Source organism: Massilia agri, from assembly GCF_024753255.1.
In the GTDB taxonomy this organism is placed as follows: domain Bacteria; phylum Pseudomonadota; class Gammaproteobacteria; order Burkholderiales; family Burkholderiaceae_D; genus Telluria; species Telluria agri.
In genome coordinates, this window is record NZ_JANUHA010000002.1 from 412,355 (window position 1) to 428,976 (window position 16,622).

The window sequence follows — 16,622 nt, forward strand, 5'->3', positions numbered from 1 at the left end:
CCGGCGGTCCGCTGAAACCCTTTCCGCAGAAGGGTATAATGGGTGCATACGCTCACCCGTTGAACCGACTTTCCCAATGCAACTGCTCGCCGTTGGCCTGAATCACACGACCGCTCCGGTCTCGCTGCGCGAGCAGCTGGCGCTCGCGCCCGACCAGCTCGGACGCGCGGTGCAGGCGGCGCGCGGCTGGTTCGCCCGCCAGGGCGCCGGTGGCAGCGACGAAGCCGCCATCCTCTCGACCTGCAACCGCACCGAGATGTACGCGGCCAGCGACATCGCCAATCCGCTCGACGCCTCGGCCCAGTTCCTGGCCCACTACCACGCCCTGAATTTCGCCGAGCTGCGCCCGCACCTGTACATGCTGCCGCAGGACAGCGCCGTGCGCCACGCCTTCCGCGTCGCCTCCGGGCTCGATTCGATGGTGCTGGGCGAGCCGCAGATCCTGGGGCAGATGAAGGATGCGGTGCGCACCGCCGAAGAAGCCGGCGGCCTGGGCACCTACCTGCACCAGCTGTTCCAGCGCAGCTTCGCGGTCGCAAAAGAGGTGCGCAGCACCACCGAGATCGGGGCCCACAGCGTCTCCATGGCCGCCGCCGCGGTGCGCCTGTCGCAGCGGATTTTCGACCGCATCGCCGACCAGCACGTGCTCTTCATCGGCGCCGGCGAGATGATCGAGCTGTGCGCGGCCCACTTCGCGGCCCAGAATCCGAAGTCGGTCACCATCGCCAACCGCACCATGGAGCGCGGCGAGCTGCTGGCCACCCGCTACAACGGCAGCGCGATCCGCCTGGCCGAGCTGCCGGATCGCCTGCACGGGTTCGACATCGTCATCTCCTGCACCGCCTCGACCCTGCCCCTGATCGGCCTCGGTCTCGTGGAACGCGCCGTGAAGGCGCGCCGCCACCGTCCGATGTTCATGGTCGACCTGGCCGTGCCGCGCGATATCGAACCGGAAGTCGCGCGCCTGGACGACGTCTTCCTCTACACCGTGGACGACCTCGCGCAGGTGGTCCAGACCGGCATGGAAAGCCGCCAGGCCGCCGTGGCCCAGGCCGAAGCCATCATCGACGCGCGCGTGCAATCCTTCATGAGCTGGGTCGGCGACCGCGCCATGGTGCCGGTCATCCGCGAGCTGCACGAATCCAGCGAGGCCCTGCGCCTGGCCGAACTCGGACGCGCCCGTAAGCTCCTAGCGCGCGGCGACGACATCGACGCCGTGCTCGAAGCGCTGTCCAAAGGCCTCGCCGCCAAGTTCCTGCACGGCCCGCAACAGGCCCTGCACCATGCCCAGGGCGACGAGCGCGCCCGCCTGGCAGCCCTGCTGCCGCAGCTGTTCCGCGGCCGCCGTTAGCGGCCCTTCCCCTTCCGTCGTACGCTTTTTTCGAAAAGCGTGTCCCGGCCGCATTGCGGCTACCCGAATCTACCGAGCACCCCATGAAACCATCCATGCTGGCCAAGCTGGACCAACTGGCCAACCGACTCGTCGAACTGGACGAACTCCTGATGTCCGAAGGCGCGACCGCGAATATGGACAGCTACCGCAAGATGACGCGCGAGCACGCCGAGCTCTCGCCCCTGGTCGCCCTGTACAGGCAGTACGGCACGGCGCAGGACGACATCCTGGCCGCCCAGGAGATGGCGCAGGATCCGGAAATGAAGGAGTTTGCGCAGGAAGAGATCGAGGATGCGAAAGCGCGCCTGGCCGCCCTCGACCTCGAGCTGCAGAAGATGCTGCTGCCGAAGGACGCCAACGACGAGCGCAACATCTTCCTCGAGATCCGCGCCGGCACCGGCGGCGACGAATCGGCCCTGTTCGCCGGCGACCTGCTGCGCATGTACACCCGTTTCGCCGAACGCAACCGCTGGCAGGTCGAGGTGGTGTCGGAGTCGCCCTCGGACCTGGGCGGCTACCGCGAAGTCATCGTGCGCATCATCGGCAACGGCGTGTACTCGAAGCTGAAGTTCGAGTCCGGCGGCCACCGCGTGCAGCGCGTGCCGGCCACCGAAACCCAGGGCCGCATCCACACCTCGGCCTGCACGGTCGCCGTGATGCCGGAAGCCGACGAGGTCGAGGACGTGAACATCAACCCGGCCGACCTGCGCATCGACACCTACCGCGCTTCCGGCGCCGGCGGCCAGCACATCAACAAGACCGATTCGGCGGTGCGCATCACCCACCTCCCGACCGGCATCGTGGTCGAATGCCAGGACGACCGCAGCCAGCACAAGAACAAGGCCCAGGCCCTGAAGGTGCTGGCCGCGCGCATCAAGGACGTGCAGCTGCGCGAGCAGCAATCGAAGGAGGCGGCCACCCGCAAGAGCCTGATCGGCTCGGGCGACCGCAGCGAACGGATCCGCACCTACAACTTCCCGCAGGGGCGCCTGACCGACCACCGCATCAACCTGACCTTGTACAAGCTGGACTTCATCATGGACGGGGATTTGTCGGAGCTGACCAATGCGCTGGCGGCCGAGCACCAGGCCGAGCTGCTGGCGGCGCTGGGCGATTGATGTGCGGGGTTAAGCATGGATTAAGTGGCAATTCGCCCTTCATGCGAGAATGACCCGTTCCGAACAACACCCATAAGAACCCGACGATGCTGCCCTCCACCCGCCAGATCCTGTTCGCCATCTCCTCGATCAGCTTCGCGCTGATCGCGGTCGCCCTCTACCTCCAGCACATCCAGGACATGATGCCCTGCCCGCTGTGCGTGATCCAGCGCTACATGTTCCTGGCCATCGGCGTGTGCACCCTGGTGGCGGCGATCAGCGGCAAGGTCCGCGAAGGCAGCATCCTCGCCCTGCTGGCGGCGATCGGCGGCCTGGTCACGGTCGGCAAGCACCTGTACGTGATCGCCAACCCGGGCTTCAGCTGCGGCATCGACCCGATGGAGACCTTCCTCAACAAGATCCCGACCGCCGAATACCTGCCCTGGCTGTTCCGCGCCAACGGCCTGTGCGAAGGCGCCACCGATTCGCTGCTGGGCCTCGCGATCCCGCAATGGTCGGCGGTCTGGTTCGTGATCCTGACCCTGCTGCTGGTCTTCGTCCTGCTGCGCAAGAAGCCCGCATGAGCTTTTCCGTCGACGCCGGCGCCAGCATAGGCCGGCTGCAGGCCACGCTGCCCCTCGATGCGCTGGAAAACCGCATCCTGCTCTGCCACGCGCTCGGCATCTCGCGCGTCGGCCTGATCACCCAGTCCGAACGCGTCCTCAGTGCCGACGAAGCGCAGCGGTTGGCTGCGCTGGTGCAGCGTCGTTTGGACGGCGAGCCGATCGCCTACATCGTCGGCGAACGCGAGTTCTTCGGCCTGCCCTTCAAGGTCTCCCCGGCCGTGCTGATCCCGCGCCCGGACACCGAACTGATCGTCGAACTGGCCCTCGAGCGCCTGCCGCAGGGCGGCCGCATGCTCGACATGGGCACCGGCAGCGGCGCCATCGCGGTCGCCTGCGCGCACAGCCGCCGGGACGCGAGCGTGACCGCCCTCGACGTGAGCGAAGACGCGCTCGAGATCGCGCGCGCCAATGCCGCCGCCAACGGCGTGCAAGTGCGCTTCCTGCGCAGCGACTGGTTCGGCGCGGTCGGCGACGAGCGCTTCGCGCTGATCGCCTCCAACCCGCCCTACATCGCCTCGCACGACGAACACCTGTCCCAGGGCGACCTGCGCTTCGAGCCCGCCGGCGCCCTGACCGACCATGCCGACGGCCTGGCGGCCCTGCGCGCCATCGTCGACGGCGCCCCCGCCCACCTGCTGCCCGGCGGCTGGCTGCTGCTCGAACACGGCTACGACCAGGCCGCGGCGGTGCGCGCCCTGCTGGCGGCGCGCGGCTTCACCGAGGTGCAGAGCTGGCGCGACCTGCCCGGCATCGAACGGGTCAGCGGCGGACGGCTCTCCTAGCCTGCGCGGCGTATCGGGTGGCCTTGCTAAAATGGCCAGTCTGCCAACTTTTACCCGCCCTGCGTGCGCCGCATGCGTAAACTGTTCGCCTCGATCGTCCTGCTTGCCCCCCTCGTGTGCGGCGCCGCCGACACCGCCTCGCTCGAGGCGCGCCGCCTGTTCGAGCGCGAGTGGCAGTGGCAGTTGCGCCGGCAACCCGAGTATGCGACCGCCATCGGCGAGCACCGCTACGACGCCATTCTTTCCGATACCTCGCTGGAGGCGAGAAGCGCCATGCTCGAGCATGCGCGCCAGGCGCTGCTCGATGCGCGCGGCATCGACCGCAGCCAGCTCGCCGAAGAAGAACAGCTGTCCCTGGACCTCTTCATTGCCGCCCGCGAGCGCCAGCTGGCGGCCGGCGCCTTCACCGCCTTCGATCCCCAGCCGATCAGCGCCTGGGACGGCCTGCAGCTGCGCCTGCCGCGCCTGGTCGCCCAGATGCCGTTCATGAGCGAGGCCGACTACCGCAACTACCTCGGCCGCGTGGACGCCCTGCCCGCCCACGTCGACGGCCTGATCGAACAGATGCGCGCGGGGATGCGCGCCGGCTGGACGGTGCCGAAAGTCGTGCTCGAGCCGGTCCCGATCGCCCTGCACAGCCTGCACGAGAACATCGCGACAGGTCCCCTGTTCGCGCCGTTTCTCCGCATGCCCGCCACGATCGATGCGGACACCCGCGAAGCGCTCGTCGTGGACGGCATCTCGTCCCTGGCCAGGGCGGCCGACAGCCTGCACCGGCTCGACAGCTTCCTGCGCGAGGAATACCTGCCCGCCGCGCGCGACAGCATCGGCGCGGCCCAGCTGCCGAACGGCGCCGACTGGTATGCCTTCCTGGTGCGCACCAGCACCGGCACGGCGCTCACGCCAGGCGAGGTCCATGCGATCGGACTGAAGGAAGTCGCGCGCATCCGCGCCCAGATGGCAAGCCTGGTGCCGCGCACCGGCTTTCGCGGCGACCTGGCGCGCTTCCTGGTGTTCGCGCGCAGCGACCCGCGCCTGTTCCCGAAGGACGCAGAAAGCCTGCTGGCGCGCTACGCCAAGGCCGTGGCGCGCGCCCGGGCCAAACTGCCGCGGGTCGTCACGGCGATTCCCGAAGCGGGCCTCGCGGTCAAGCCGATGTCGCAGGAAGGCCCGGGCCAGCCGGTCGCCTATTACGAGGCCGGCAGCGACGAACGCACGGCCGCGCTGGTGGTGAACGTGTCGCAGCTCGCCACGCGGCCGCTGTGGCAGGTCGACAGCGTGGCCCTGCACGAAGGCCTGCCCGGCCACCACCTGCAGGTGGCGCGCGCGCAGATCCTGAACCTGCCGGCCTTCCGCCGCCACGGCTGGTTCGATGCCTACGGCGAAGGCTGGGCCACCTATGCCGAAGGGCTGGGCGAGGCGCTCGGCTTCTTCGGCGATCCCTTCTCGCGCTTCGGCCGGCTCAACGAAGAGATGCTGCGCGCCGCGCGCCTGGTGGTCGACACCGGCATCCACGCGCAGGGCTGGACGCGGCGCCAGGCGATCGACTACCTGAACGCCAACACGGCCAATCCGCCGCAGGACAACGAGGCCGAGGTCGACCGCTACATCGCGCGGCCGGCGCAGGCGCTCGCCTACAAGATCGGCCAGCTGCGCATCGTGGAGCTGCGCGAGATGGCGCAAAAGCGCCTGGGGGCGCGCTTCGACCTGCGCCGCTTCCACGACGTGATCCTCGGGGGCGGCGCACTGCCGCTGGACCTGCTGGGACGCCGGGTCGAGGCCTGGATCGTGCGCGAAAAAGAGGCAACTGCAGCTGCCGTCGCTGCCGGGCAGGAATGAGGGGGTCCCCGACGCGCTCCGCGTTTTTCGGTTACTCTCTGCTCCAATCCGCATTGGCAGTATAAGAAAGGAAACACCCGTGTCGAATCAACTACAACGCCGCCTCGCCCTGCTCGACGACGACGACCACCGCGCCCTGCTCGGCCAGGGCCTGCGTGGCATCGAACGCGAAACCCTGCGCGTGGACCGGCAGGGCCACCTGGCGCGCACCCCGCACCCGGTCAAGCTCGGTTCGGCACTGACCCATCCGCTCATCACCACCGACTATGCCGAAGCCCTGCTGGAATTCATCACCCCGGCCGAGCACGACATCTCGCTGGCCCTGAACCGCCTGGACGCCATCCACCGCTTCGCCCATGCGCGCATGCCCGATGAAATCCTGTGGAGCGTGTCGATGCCGGGCGAGCTGCCTTCGGAAGAAGACATCGAGATCGCCTGGTATGGCAAATCCAATATCGGCATGCTCAAGCACGTCTATCGCCGCGGCCTGGCGCTGCGCTACGGGAAGGCGATGCAGTGCATCTCGGGCATCCACTACAACTACTCGCTGCCGGAAAAGCTGTGGCAGCTGGTCGCCGCCAGCGAAGGCATCGTCGAAGAGCGCCGCAACGCCCTGCGCGACTTCCAGTCCGAGAGCTATATCGCGACCATCCGCAATTTCCGCCGCTACAGCTGGCTCCTGATGTACCTGTTCGGCGCCACCCCGGCCCTGACCACCAGCTTCCTGCGCGGCCGCCCGCACGGGCTGGAGACGTTATCAAGCGACACGCTCTACCTGCCGTACGCCACCAGCCTGCGCATGAGCGACCTGGGCTACCAGAACGACGCCCAGGCCGGCCTGCGCCCCCACGAGAACAGCCTGGAAAGCTACGTCACCAGCCTGATGACGGCCGTGAACACGCCCTACGAGCCCTACCAGGCGATCGGCACCAAGAAGGATGGCGAGTGGGTGCAGCTGTCCACCAATGTGCTGCAGATCGAGAACGAGTACTACTCGACGATCCGCCCGAAGCGCGTGATCCGCACCGGCGAGCGTCCGGTGCAGGCCCTGTGCAACCGCGGCGTGCAGTACATCGAGGTGCGCTGCCTGGACGTCGACCCCTTCGAGCCGGTCGGCATCAGCCTGGAAACCGGCCGCTTCCTCGACGCCTTCCTGCTCTTCTGCGCGCTGGAGGAAAGCCCGATGATCAGCGCCCATGAAGGCCAGGTCCACGCCCGCAACTTCGCGCGCACCGTCAAGGAAGGCCGCCGCCCGGACCTGACGCTGACCCGCGATGGCGCCGAAGTCCTGCTCAAGGACTGGGCGCTGGAACTGATCGAGCGCATCCGTCCGGTGGCCGAGCTGCTGGACGTGGAGCACAACGAAGGCGGCGTGCACGCAAGTTCGCTCGGCCTGCAGAAGGCCAAGATCGACAACCCCGCCCTCACCCCGTCGGCGCGCGTGCTGGAAGAGATCCGCGCGCTCGGTTCGGCCAGCGCCTTCGGCCTGCGCCAGAGCGAGCTGCATGCGGCTAGCTTCCGCGACAGCCCCCTGATGCCGGCCGAGGAAGCGCTGTTCGAAGAGATGGCCGCGAATTCGCTGGCCGAGCAGGATCGAATCGAGAAAACGGATACCGGCAGCTTCGACGACTTCGTCGCGGCCTACAACAGCAGCACCCTGTGCGGTAACCACCACTAATCCTGCGCCGACCGGGGAGCCCGTGCTCACCTTCTACAACGAACACCACGCGCTGGCCGGCCGCGAGCACGCGGGTGCGCTTGCCCCGGTGCTGTCCGCCCTCGAGCGGCGCGGCCTGGGACGCATCGTCACCCCGCACGGCGTGCCGCTGGTGTCGCTCGAGCGGGTGCACACGCCGCGCTACCTGCATTTTCTCCGCACGGCCTGGAGCGAGTGGCTGGCGCGCGATCCCCGGAACGCCGGCCGCGAGCTGCTGCCTTCACACTGGCCGCTGCGCGGCATGCGCGAGGACGTCGAGCCGCTCGACCTAGGCGCCCGCGCCGGGCTGTATTGCTCGGATACCCGCACCCCGCTCACGGCAGGCAGCTGGACCGCCGCCAAGACCGGCGCCGACTGCGCGGTGAATGCCGCCCATGCGCTGCGCGTGGGCGAACGCGGCAGCTTCGCCCTGACCCAGCCGCCGGGACGCCACGCGGGCGCCGACTGGTGCGGCGGCGGCGGCTACCTGAACAATGCCGCGCTGGCGGCCCAGCACCTGCTGGACGACGGCCTGCAGCGCGTCGCCATCCTCGACCTGGGGCCCCATCACGGCCACGGCACCCAGCACATTTTCTACCACCGCGCCGACGTGCTGTTCGCGTCCATCCACCTCGACCCGCAGGCCGCCTGGCCCTGGTACGCCGGCTACGCCAATGAAACCGGCGCCGGAGCGGGCCTGCATCACACCATGAACCTGCCGCTGGCCGAAGGGACGGGCGGCGCCCAGTGGTTCGCCGCGCTCGAAACGGGCTGCGTCAAGCTGGCCATGTTCCGTCCCGAAGCCCTGGTAGTCTCGCTGGGCGGCGAGCTGGCCGCCCATTTCGCCCTCGACGGCGGCGACTTCCTGCGCATCGGCGAACGCATCGCCCACCTCGGCCTGCCGGCCGTCTTCGTCTTCGAGGGCCTTGACCACGTGGATGCCGCCGCCGGCACCCACCTGGTGAACGTCCTCGAAGGCTTCGAAACCGCCGCCTAGCCTATCGCGCGCGGCGCCCGCAACCCATCCACAAGCATCATGATCGACTGGCAGCTCTCCCATTTCAACGACCTCACTCCCGCCGACCTGTACGAGGTCCTGGCCCAGCGCCAGGACGTCTTCATCCTCGAGCAGACCTGCCTCTATCCCGACATCGACGGCCTCGACCCGGTGGCGCACCACCTGCTCGGCTGGCGCACGGTCGACGGCAGGCGCCAGCTGGCGGCCTACCTGCGCATCCTCGGACCCGGGGTGAAATACGAGGAGATGTCGCTGGGGCGCGTCATCACCACGAGCGCCGCACGCGGCAGCGGCGCGGGCCGCGCCCTGCTGGCGGAGGGCATCGCCTGCGCCGAACGCCTGCATCCGGGCCACCGCATCCGCATCGGCGCCCAGCAGTACCTGGAAAAGTTCTACCAGAGCTTCGGCTTCGAGACCGTCTCCGCGCCCTACGACGAAGACGGCATCATGCACATCGACATGCTGCGCTGAAGTTCAGTACCCGCCCTGGCGCGACCAGCGTCCGGCCGCGCACACGACGAGCGCGGCCAGCAGGAGCCAGCCGTCCGGGTCGATTGGCTGCTGCGGCCGGATCTCGGCCGCCTGGCAGCTTCCAGGCATGGCGTTCGGCGGTGTCACGCTGGCGGCATTGGTCGCAAAAACAATGAGTAGTAGAAAGGCACGCATGGCAGGGAGGTCGGATGGTCGGAACCTCGCAGCATCGGCCATCCGGACCCTGCAGCGCCTGCGCCAGCGCAGGCGTATGCGCGAAAAAAAACCGGGGCGCTGGGCCCCGGTTCCTGTAAAGCGGATCCGCTTACTGCACGCTGTTCAGGACGATCTCGAAGACCAGGCCCGAGTTGCCCGGGATCTTCGGCGGGCTGCCGGCCACGCCATAACCCAGGCTCGACGGCACTTCGACGGTGCGCTTGCCGCCGACCTTCATGCCGGTCACGCCCTGCTCGAAGCCCGGGATGACGGCATTGGTGCCCAGCTTGAAGCTGTAGGGACCGGATTCCATCTGGGTGCCCTTGTGGTCGCTCTTGGAGGCGTCGTACAGCCACAGGGTGTAGGTCAGGTTGACGGTCTTGCCGCTCACCGCTTCGGCGCCGGTGCCGACGGTGTTGTCGGTCTTGGTCAGGGTGGCCGGGCTGCTGACCGAGGTGTTGCCGCCCGGGGAATCGTCACCGCCGCCACCGCCGCAGGCGGTCAGGCTCAACACGGCGACGAAGGCGGCGATCAGGGGAAACTTCAGCTTCATGGAACAATCCTTGCGAGGTAGATACGGGAAGTGACGGGGAAAAAGTTAATACAACGTAACCCCGCACCTTACCTCAGCCGTCCGTATAGATGTGTACGGCGATTGTATTTTTTTGTATTCAGATCTCGACCTGCGTGCCGAGCTCGATGACCCGGTTCGGCGGGATCTGGTAGTAGTCCGCCGCCGCGCGCGCATTGCGCGACAACATCGCAAACACGTGTTCGCGCCACGGCGCCATGCCGCGGCCCGGCGTCGAGACCACCGTCTGGCGCGCGATGAAGAAGGAGGTCTCCATCATCTCGAAAGGCAGGCCCAGGCCGGCGCACTGGTGCAGGATGCCCGGAATGTCGGGCTCGTCCTTGAAGCCGTACTGCACATTCACCTGGAAACAGTTGTGGCCGAGCTCGACCACCTCGACCTGCTCTTGCGCCGGCACCCAGGGTTCCTCGCGGATGTGCACCGTGAGGAAGACCACGCGTTCGTGCAGGACCTTGTTGTGCGAGAGATTGTGCAGCAGGGCATGCGGCACGCCGTCGCTTTCGCCGCGCAGGAACAGCGCCGTGCCGGGAACGCGCGCCGGCGGCGCCACGAACAGCGATTCCATGAAGGCTTCCAGCGGGATCGCATGCTTTTCCAGGTTCTCGAAGACCAGTTCGCGGCCGCGCTTCCAGGTCAGCATCAGGGTCAGGAGGATGGTGCCCAGCAGCAGCGGGAACCAGCCGCCGTGGAAGAGCTTCAGGGTGGTCGACGCGAACAGCATGATGTCGATCACCAGGAAGAAGCCGGTCGCGCCCAGGCAGACCGCCAGCGGCAGGCGGAAGCGGTAGCGGGTGACGAAGAAGGTCAGGATGGTGGTGGCCATCATGGTGGCGGTCACGGCGATGCCGTAGGCGCCGGCCAGTTCGTCCGAGGAGCCGAAGCCGATCACGGCGATCAGCACGACGGCCAGCTGCAGCCAGTTCACGACCGGGATGTAGATCTGGCCGATCTCGCTTGCCGAGGTGTGCAGGATGCGCATGCGCGGCAGGAGGCCCAGGGCGATCGCCTGCTTGGTCATCGAATAGGTGCCGGAAATCGTCGCCTGCGAGGCGATCACCGCCGCCATGGTCGACAGGATCACCAGCGGGATCACGCTCCAGGTGCCGAGCTGGTGGAAGAAGGGATTTTCCACGGCATCCGGCTGCATGATGAGCAGGCCGCCCTGGCCCAGGTAGTTCAGCACCAGGGCCGGGAAGGCGATCATGAACCAGGCCATGCGGATCGGCTTGCGGCCGAAGTGGCCCATGTCGGCGTAGAGGGCTTCGGCGCCGGTGATCGCCAGCACCACGGCGCCCAGGGCGACGAAGGCGAGCAGCTTGTTCTCCAGCATGAAGCGCAGCGCATAATACGGGTTCAGCGCGTTCAGGATCACCGGCGCCTCGATGATATTGATGATGCCCATCACGGCCAGGGCCAGGAACCAGACCAGCATGACGGGCCCGAAGAAGCGGCCGATGCCGGCGGTGCCGTGGCGCTGCACGCTGTACAGGACCACCAGCACCACGACGGCCAGCGGCACCACGTAGTGCGACATGCCCGGGGCCGCCACTTCCAGGCCCTCGATCGCGCCCAGCACCGAGATCGCCGGCGTGATCACGCTGTCGCCATAGAACATGGTCGCGCCCAGCACGCCGATCACCAGGAGCGGGAAGTGCCAGCGCGAGTGTTTCGTGACGGAGTTGGTGGCCAGCGCCATCAGCGCCATGATGCCGCCCTCGCCGCGGTTGTCGGCGCGCAGCACCAGGGTGACGTACTTGAGCGAGACGATGATGGTCAGCGCCCAGAAGATCAGGGAAATGACGCCGAGGATGTTGGGAGTGGTGAGGGGGAGGCCGTGCTCGTCGTCGAAGATCGCGCGCAGCGTATAGAGGGGGCTGGTGCCGATGTCGCCGTAGACGATGCCGATGGCTGCCAGCGTCAGCGCCGCGACGCTGCTCTTCTTGTTTTCGGAACTCAAGGTTGCACCATTGTTCTGTTCTGGTGCGGCGCACCATAAAATAACAACAAGAAAATTGCAAGAACATTTCGTATCCCATCATACACCTGCGCAAAATCGGCCAGCGCCAGCAGGGAAATTGCGCATCTGGGATAATGCCAACCCAGCAATCCACCCCGTCTTCCCATGCGTTCCGGTATCCTGTCCGCGGCCCTCGCCTTCCTGTGCTGGGGCCTGTTCCCCATTTATTTCCATGCCATCGGCGAGGTCCCGCCGATGCAGATCCTGGCGCACCGGGTGCTGTGGTCGCTCGCTTTCCTGCTGGTCATACTGGCCTTGCGGCGCCAGTGGAAATGGATGGCGCTGGTACGCCAGCCGCGCGTGTTCTGGAGTTTCGTCGCGTCCGCCTTCCTGCTTTCGGCAAACTGGCTGGTCTACATCTGGGCGGTGAAGAACGGCCACGTGATCGAGGCCAGCCTGGGCTACTTCATCAATCCGCTGGTGAACATCATGTTCGGATTCCTGCTGCTCAAGGAGCGCATGCGCCCGGCCCAATGGGGGGCGATCGCGATCGCCGCGCTGGGCGTGAGCTGGCTTACCTGGCAGTCGGGCTCGGTGCCCTGGATCGCCCTCTTCCTGGCCGCATCCTTCGGCGGCTACGGCCTGCTGCGCAAGACGGCGGCGCTCGGCGCACTGGAGGGGCTGTCCTTCGAGACCATGGTGCTGTTCCCCTTCGCGGCCGCCTACGTCGGCTGGCTGACCATGAATGGCGACAACGCCTTCGTCAATGCACCGCTCGACACGACGCGCGTCCTGCTGGTCGCGGCCGGACCGATCACGGCGATCCCGCTGCTGCTCTTCGCGACCGGCGCGCGCAAGATTCCGCTGTCCATCCTCGGCCTGCTGCAATACCTGTCGCCGACCATCCAGTTCCTGCTGGGTGTGTGGCTGTTCCATGAAGCATTCAGCAGCGACCGCCTGGTCGGCTTCCTGATGATCTGGGCCGCACTGGCGCTGTTTGCCGGCGAAGGACTGTGGCGCAGTCGCATGACAAGCAAAACCTGAGCGAACCCGGCGCGGCACACAAAAACCTGTGTCCCGCGCTGCGGGTTCCGGGTATCCTGTGCACCTTAAACAACACCAGAGTTAAAGCATGGCCAATTACGTCTATACCATGAACCGCGTGGGCAAAATCGTCCCGCCAAAACGTCAGATCCTGAAAGATATTTCGCTGTCCTTCTTCCCGGGTGCGAAGATCGGCGTGCTGGGCCTGAACGGCTCGGGCAAGTCGACCCTGCTGAAGATCATGGCCGGCATCGACACCGACATCCAGGGCGAAGCACGCCCGATGCCGGGCCTGAACATCGGCTACCTGCCGCAGGAACCGCAGCTCGACCCGGAAAAGACCGTGCGCCAGGAAGTGGAATCGGGCCTGGGCGAAGCTTTTGAAGCGCAAGCCAAGCTGGAAGCCGTCTACGCCGCCTATGCGGAAGAAGACGCGGACTTCGACGCCCTCGCGAAAGAGCAGGAGCGCCTCGAATCGATCATCGCCGCGGCCGATGGCGGCAACCTGAACCTGCAGATGGAAATGGCCGCCGACGCGCTGCGCCTGCCGCCCTGGGACCAGAAGATCGGCGTGCTGTCGGGCGGCGAGAAGCGCCGCGTGGCGCTGTGCAAGCTGCTGCTGTCCAAGCCGGACATGCTGCTGCTGGACGAACCGACCAACCACCTGGACGCCGAATCGGTCGAGTGGCTGGAGCAGTTCCTGCTGCGCTTCCCGGGCACCGTGGTGGGCATCACCCACGACCGCTACTTCCTCGACAATGCCGCCGAATGGATCCTGGAACTGGACCGCGGCCACGGCATCCCCTGGAAGGGCAATTACTCGTCCTGGCTGGAACAAAAGGAAGCCCGCCTGAAGCAGGAAGAGGCGACCGAGTCGGCACGCCAGAAGGCGCTGGCCAAGGAACTCGAGTGGGCGCGCCAGAACCCGAAGGCACGCCAGGCCAAGTCCAAGGCCCGCCTGGCGCGCTTCAACGAACTGAGCGAATACGAATACCAGAAGCGCAACGAGACCCAGGAGATCTTCATCCCCGTGGCCGAGCGCCTGGGCAACGAAGTCATCGAGTTCAAGAACGTCTCCAAGGCTTTCGGCGACCGCCTCCTGATCGACAACCTGTCCTTCACGGTGCCGCCGGGCGCGATCGTCGGCATCATCGGCCCGAACGGCGCCGGTAAGTCGACCCTGTTCAAGATGATCGCCGGCAAGGAACAGCCGGACAGCGGCGAAGTCGTGATCGGCAAGACCGCCAAGGTCTCGCTGGTCGACCAGAGCCGCGACGAGCTGGCCAACAACAAGACCGTGTTCGAAGACGTCACCGGCGGCGCCGACATGCTGAGCGTGGGCCGCTTCGAGATGCCTTCGCGCGCTTATCTCGGCCGCTTCAACTTCAAGGGCGCGGACCAGCAGAAGATCGTCGGCAACCTGTCGGGTGGTGAACGCGGCCGCCTGCACCTGGCCAAGACCCTGCTGCAGGGCGGCAACGTGCTGCTGCTGGACGAACCGTCGAACGACCTCGACGTCGAAACCCTGCGCGCGCTGGAAGACGCCCTGCTGGAATTTGCCGGCAGCGTGATGGTGATCTCCCACGACCGCTGGTTCCTGGACCGCATCGCGACCCACATCCTGGCCTTCGAAGGCAATTCGCAGGTCACCTTCTTCGACGGTAACTACCAGGAATACGAAGCCGACAAGAAGAAGCGTCTCGGCGAAGAAGGCGCCAAGCCGAAGCGTATCCGCTACAAGCCGCTGTCGAACTAAGTACTTGTTTCGTAAAGGAAAGCCCCCGCGAGTCGGGGGCTTTTTTCTAGCGGAAACGGAACGCGCTCCGGCGGATGTCGTGTGTAGAATCGTCCCGATTGGGCCGGTAGGCCGGGGATGTCCCTAGCCGCATACGCGGCGCGGACTGCTAGACCACATGACAGATTACCGCGACAACCGCGTCCCGGGCGGGACGTTTTTTTTCACGGTGCGCCTGCTCGAACGAGGTAGCACCCTGTTGACCGACCAGTTTGCCGCCTTCGGCGAAGCGATGCGCCTGGCGCGCGTGCGCAAGCCCTTCCACGTCGATGCCTGGGCCGTGCTGCCCGACCATGCGCATGCGATGTGGACGCTGCCGCCGGGCGACCATGACTGCGCCAGCCGCTGGCGCGCCGTCAAGATCGCCTTTTCCAAGGCGCTGCGCAAGGCCTGCGTGCCGGATGCGAACGACGGCGCCATCTGGGAGCGCCACTACCAGCACTACCGGGTCGGCGACGACGATGAATACGCGGCCCTGGTCGACTACACCCATACCGACCCCGTGCGCCACGGCCATTGCCTCCATCCCGGCGACTGGCCCTGGTCCTCGCTGCACCGCTTCGTGAGCGCCGGCCATGCCGTGCCCGGGCCCGGCCTGGTCGTGCCGCCCTGGGTCCACCGCCCCCAGTCCCAGGGTTTCGCCCGCCTCTAGCGGCCGGCGCGTCCCAGGAAAGCAAAAAGGCCCCGCAGGGCCTTTTTGTCTTTGACGGGCAAAGCGCTTAGAAGCTGTATTTCGCGCCGATGGTCAGCACGTCGGCTTTCTGGCCGAAGTCCTTGCTCTTGCCATAGCGTTCATACTCGGCGACGAGGGCCACGTCCTGGTTCAGATTGTATTGCGCGCCCACGGCGCCGTAGGCTTCGGTCTTGCTGCGGCTCATGCTCGCGGCAGCGTTGACGAGGTGCAGCTCGCTCTTGTTGCGGGCTGCGCCCAGCTTGCCGTACACCGAGAACTGTTCGTTCACCGGCAGGGTCGCCTTGGCGGCCAGGTAGGCCGAATGGCCTTCGGTTTCGCCACGCACATTGGCGCCGCCGATGCTGTAGTTGACGTCGGCCTTGCGGAAATCGGTGTAGCCGGCTTCGACGCCCCAGGTCTGGTTGAACTCGTAGCCGCCGAAGATCTTGCCGGAAGCCTTCCAGCCTTCGGTGTCGACGTTCGACGCGCCCGAGAGCTTGTAATCATGGTCGGCGCTGGCGATGCCGGCGCCGATATAGGCACGCGGTGCGGTCTGCTGGGCCTGCGCTGCCGACATGGCGGCGACGGATGCGATCAGTGCAACGATGAGCTTGTTCATGCGTGAATCCTTTACTTGACTGGTTCACGATTCCCAGTGAATCGCGATGTCTCAAGATAGCACTCAAGCAATCTAAAAACCGTCCCAAAGCCGTAAGAACTGTAAGCAAGTGTAACTTAATGACTCATCGGTTAGATATTTTCTCTAAAGATATCGAATAAAGCGTGCTGATTAGTCGATTTTACGGAAAGTTAGGTTGATTCGCGCACCGAGCGGGCGGCTCGACTTATTGATTCCGTGCAACCAATGGGTTTGCAGGGCGCCGGCCATGAAAAGCAGGCTGCCATCGCCGAGCGGCAATTTGAGGGTCTCTTTCGTGACCTTGTGGCGCAGGATGAAGGAACGGGTGGCGCCGAAGCTGAGCGAGGCGATGGCGGGCTCCTTGCCCAGCTCCGGCTCGTCGTCGCTGTGCATGCCCATGCTGTCGCGGCCGTCGCGGTAATAGTTGAGCAGCACGCTGTTATAGCTGCGCCCGGTGGCGTTTTCCACGGCGCGGCGGAGGGTATCGAGCAAGGGGGTGAAGGGCAAGGGGGCGAGCTGCAGGCCGGAATAACGGTAGCCCTTCTCGCCATGCCAGGCGCTCAGGCGCGGCTGCAGGTGGCGCTTGCCATAGACGACGATGGTCTCCTGGCGCCAGTCCGTTTCCGCGACCAGGCGCGCCAGCACCTCCTCGTTCGGCCAGGGCAGGGGCAGTTGCGCCAGCCAGCCGAGCTCACCGTCGCGGACCGGAATCGGCGTCAAGCTGGTGCTTGAAGAAAATAAGTCCATTGTGCAAGTTTCATGGCTAAGATGGCGGCTACACCG

The 16,622-nt window shown here is 66.3% G+C and carries 16 protein-coding genes; 11 read left to right on the top strand and 5 right to left on the bottom strand.

Going from position 1 to position 16,622, the window contains the following annotated elements:
* Positions 1-76: 76 nt before the first annotated feature.
* From hemA to NX780_RS04895, 8 genes are all read left to right on the top strand, one after another.
* On the top strand, positions 77-1,351 hold the full coding sequence (hemA, locus tag NX780_RS04860; protein WP_258826721.1) for a glutamyl-tRNA reductase: 1,275 nt from the start codon (positions 77-79) through the stop codon (positions 1,349-1,351).
* Between the two features lie 83 nt (positions 1,352-1,434).
* The gene (prfA, locus tag NX780_RS04865) at positions 1,435-2,511 is read left to right on the top strand and encodes a peptide chain release factor 1 (protein ID WP_258826722.1); all 1,077 of its coding nucleotides are present in this window, start codon (positions 1,435-1,437) and stop codon (positions 2,509-2,511) included.
* Positions 2,512-2,597: 86 nt separating this feature from the next.
* Positions 2,598-3,074, top strand: a complete 477-nt coding sequence (locus NX780_RS04870) for a disulfide bond formation protein B (protein WP_370663575.1) — start codon at positions 2,598-2,600, stop codon at positions 3,072-3,074.
* The gene (gene prmC / locus NX780_RS04875) at positions 3,071-3,898 is read left to right on the top strand and encodes a peptide chain release factor N(5)-glutamine methyltransferase (RefSeq protein WP_258826723.1); all 828 of its coding nucleotides are present in this window, start codon (positions 3,071-3,073) and stop codon (positions 3,896-3,898) included. The genes NX780_RS04870 and prmC overlap by 4 nt, the downstream gene beginning before the upstream one ends.
* Before the next feature lie 72 nt (positions 3,899-3,970).
* Complete coding sequence (locus tag NX780_RS04880; RefSeq protein WP_258826724.1) at positions 3,971-5,737, top strand: DUF885 domain-containing protein; 1,767 nt, start codon at positions 3,971-3,973, stop codon at positions 5,735-5,737.
* Positions 5,738-5,816: 79 nt separating this feature from the next.
* Positions 5,817-7,415, top strand: coding sequence for a glutamate--cysteine ligase (gene gshA / locus NX780_RS04885; RefSeq protein ID WP_258826725.1), 1,599 nt, complete (start codon positions 5,817-5,819; stop codon positions 7,413-7,415).
* A gap of 22 nt (positions 7,416-7,437) precedes the next feature.
* A complete protein-coding gene (locus NX780_RS04890) occupies positions 7,438-8,430 on the top strand; it encodes an arginase family protein (protein WP_370663576.1) in 993 nt (330 codons plus the stop codon).
* A 39-nt stretch (positions 8,431-8,469) separates the two neighbouring features.
* On the top strand, positions 8,470-8,922 hold the full coding sequence (locus tag NX780_RS04895; RefSeq protein WP_258826726.1) for a GNAT family N-acetyltransferase: 453 nt from the start codon (positions 8,470-8,472) through the stop codon (positions 8,920-8,922).
* A 3-nt stretch (positions 8,923-8,925) separates the two neighbouring features.
* On the opposite strand, the gene NX780_RS04900 is transcribed toward NX780_RS04895, so the two are convergent.
* From NX780_RS04900 to NX780_RS04910, 3 genes are all read right to left on the bottom strand, one after another.
* On the bottom strand, positions 8,926-9,051 hold the full coding sequence (locus tag NX780_RS04900) for a hypothetical protein (protein ID WP_258826727.1): 126 nt from the start codon (positions 9,049-9,051) through the stop codon (positions 8,926-8,928).
* A gap of 196 nt (positions 9,052-9,247) precedes the next feature.
* Entirely contained in the window at positions 9,248-9,691 is a 444-nt protein-coding gene (locus tag NX780_RS04905; protein WP_258826728.1) for an FKBP-type peptidyl-prolyl cis-trans isomerase, read from the bottom strand.
* A 118-nt stretch (positions 9,692-9,809) separates the two neighbouring features.
* Positions 9,810-11,687, bottom strand: a complete 1,878-nt coding sequence (locus tag NX780_RS04910) for a potassium transporter Kup (RefSeq protein ID WP_258826729.1) — start codon at positions 11,685-11,687, stop codon at positions 9,810-9,812.
* A 165-nt stretch (positions 11,688-11,852) separates the two neighbouring features.
* Between NX780_RS04910 and rarD the strand changes: the two genes are divergently transcribed.
* The 3 genes from rarD (at position 11,853) to NX780_RS04925 (ending at position 15,178) form a co-directional block, all read left to right on the top strand.
* Entirely contained in the window at positions 11,853-12,731 is an 879-nt protein-coding gene (rarD, locus tag NX780_RS04915; RefSeq protein WP_258826730.1) for an EamA family transporter RarD, read from the top strand.
* 88 nt (positions 12,732-12,819) lie between these two features.
* A complete protein-coding gene (gene ettA, locus NX780_RS04920; protein ID WP_258826731.1) occupies positions 12,820-14,487 on the top strand; it encodes an energy-dependent translational throttle protein EttA in 1,668 nt (555 codons plus the stop codon).
* Between the two features lie 157 nt (positions 14,488-14,644).
* Complete coding sequence (locus NX780_RS04925) at positions 14,645-15,178, top strand: REP-associated tyrosine transposase (protein WP_258826732.1); 534 nt, start codon at positions 14,645-14,647, stop codon at positions 15,176-15,178.
* A 67-nt stretch (positions 15,179-15,245) separates the two neighbouring features.
* Here NX780_RS04925 and NX780_RS04930 read toward each other — a convergent pair whose 3' ends face one another.
* Positions 15,246-15,818, bottom strand: coding sequence for an outer membrane beta-barrel protein (locus tag NX780_RS04930; RefSeq protein WP_258826733.1), 573 nt, complete (start codon positions 15,816-15,818; stop codon positions 15,246-15,248).
* A gap of 171 nt (positions 15,819-15,989) precedes the next feature.
* Entirely contained in the window at positions 15,990-16,586 is a 597-nt protein-coding gene (locus NX780_RS04935; RefSeq protein WP_258826734.1) for an alpha-ketoglutarate-dependent dioxygenase AlkB family protein, read from the bottom strand.
* Between the last annotated feature and the right edge of the window lie 36 nt (positions 16,587-16,622).

Coding starts and splice junctions, on each gene's coding strand:
- hemA (WP_258826721.1), top strand. CDS start 77: ATGCAACTGCTCGCCGTTGGCCTGAATCACACGACCGCTCCGGTCTCG.
- prfA (WP_258826722.1), top strand. CDS start 1,435: ATGAAACCATCCATGCTGGCCAAGCTGGACCAACTGGCCAACCGACTC.
- NX780_RS04870 (WP_370663575.1), top strand. CDS start 2,598: ATGCTGCCCTCCACCCGCCAGATCCTGTTCGCCATCTCCTCGATCAGC.
- prmC (WP_258826723.1), top strand. CDS start 3,071: ATGAGCTTTTCCGTCGACGCCGGCGCCAGCATAGGCCGGCTGCAGGCC.
- NX780_RS04880 (WP_258826724.1), top strand. CDS start 3,971: ATGCGTAAACTGTTCGCCTCGATCGTCCTGCTTGCCCCCCTCGTGTGC.
- NX780_RS04895 (WP_258826726.1), top strand. CDS start 8,470: ATGATCGACTGGCAGCTCTCCCATTTCAACGACCTCACTCCCGCCGAC.
- NX780_RS04900 (WP_258826727.1), bottom strand. CDS start 9,051: ATGCCTGGAAGCTGCCAGGCGGCCGAGATCCGGCCGCAGCAGCCAATC.
- NX780_RS04905 (WP_258826728.1), bottom strand. CDS start 9,691: ATGAAGCTGAAGTTTCCCCTGATCGCCGCCTTCGTCGCCGTGTTGAGC.
- rarD (WP_258826730.1), top strand. CDS start 11,853: ATGCGTTCCGGTATCCTGTCCGCGGCCCTCGCCTTCCTGTGCTGGGGC.
- ettA (WP_258826731.1), top strand. CDS start 12,820: ATGGCCAATTACGTCTATACCATGAACCGCGTGGGCAAAATCGTCCCG.
- NX780_RS04925 (WP_258826732.1), top strand. CDS start 14,645: ATGACAGATTACCGCGACAACCGCGTCCCGGGCGGGACGTTTTTTTTC.
- NX780_RS04930 (WP_258826733.1), bottom strand. CDS start 15,818: ATGAACAAGCTCATCGTTGCACTGATCGCATCCGTCGCCGCCATGTCG.
- NX780_RS04935 (WP_258826734.1), bottom strand. CDS start 16,586: ATGGACTTATTTTCTTCAAGCACCAGCTTGACGCCGATTCCGGTCCGC.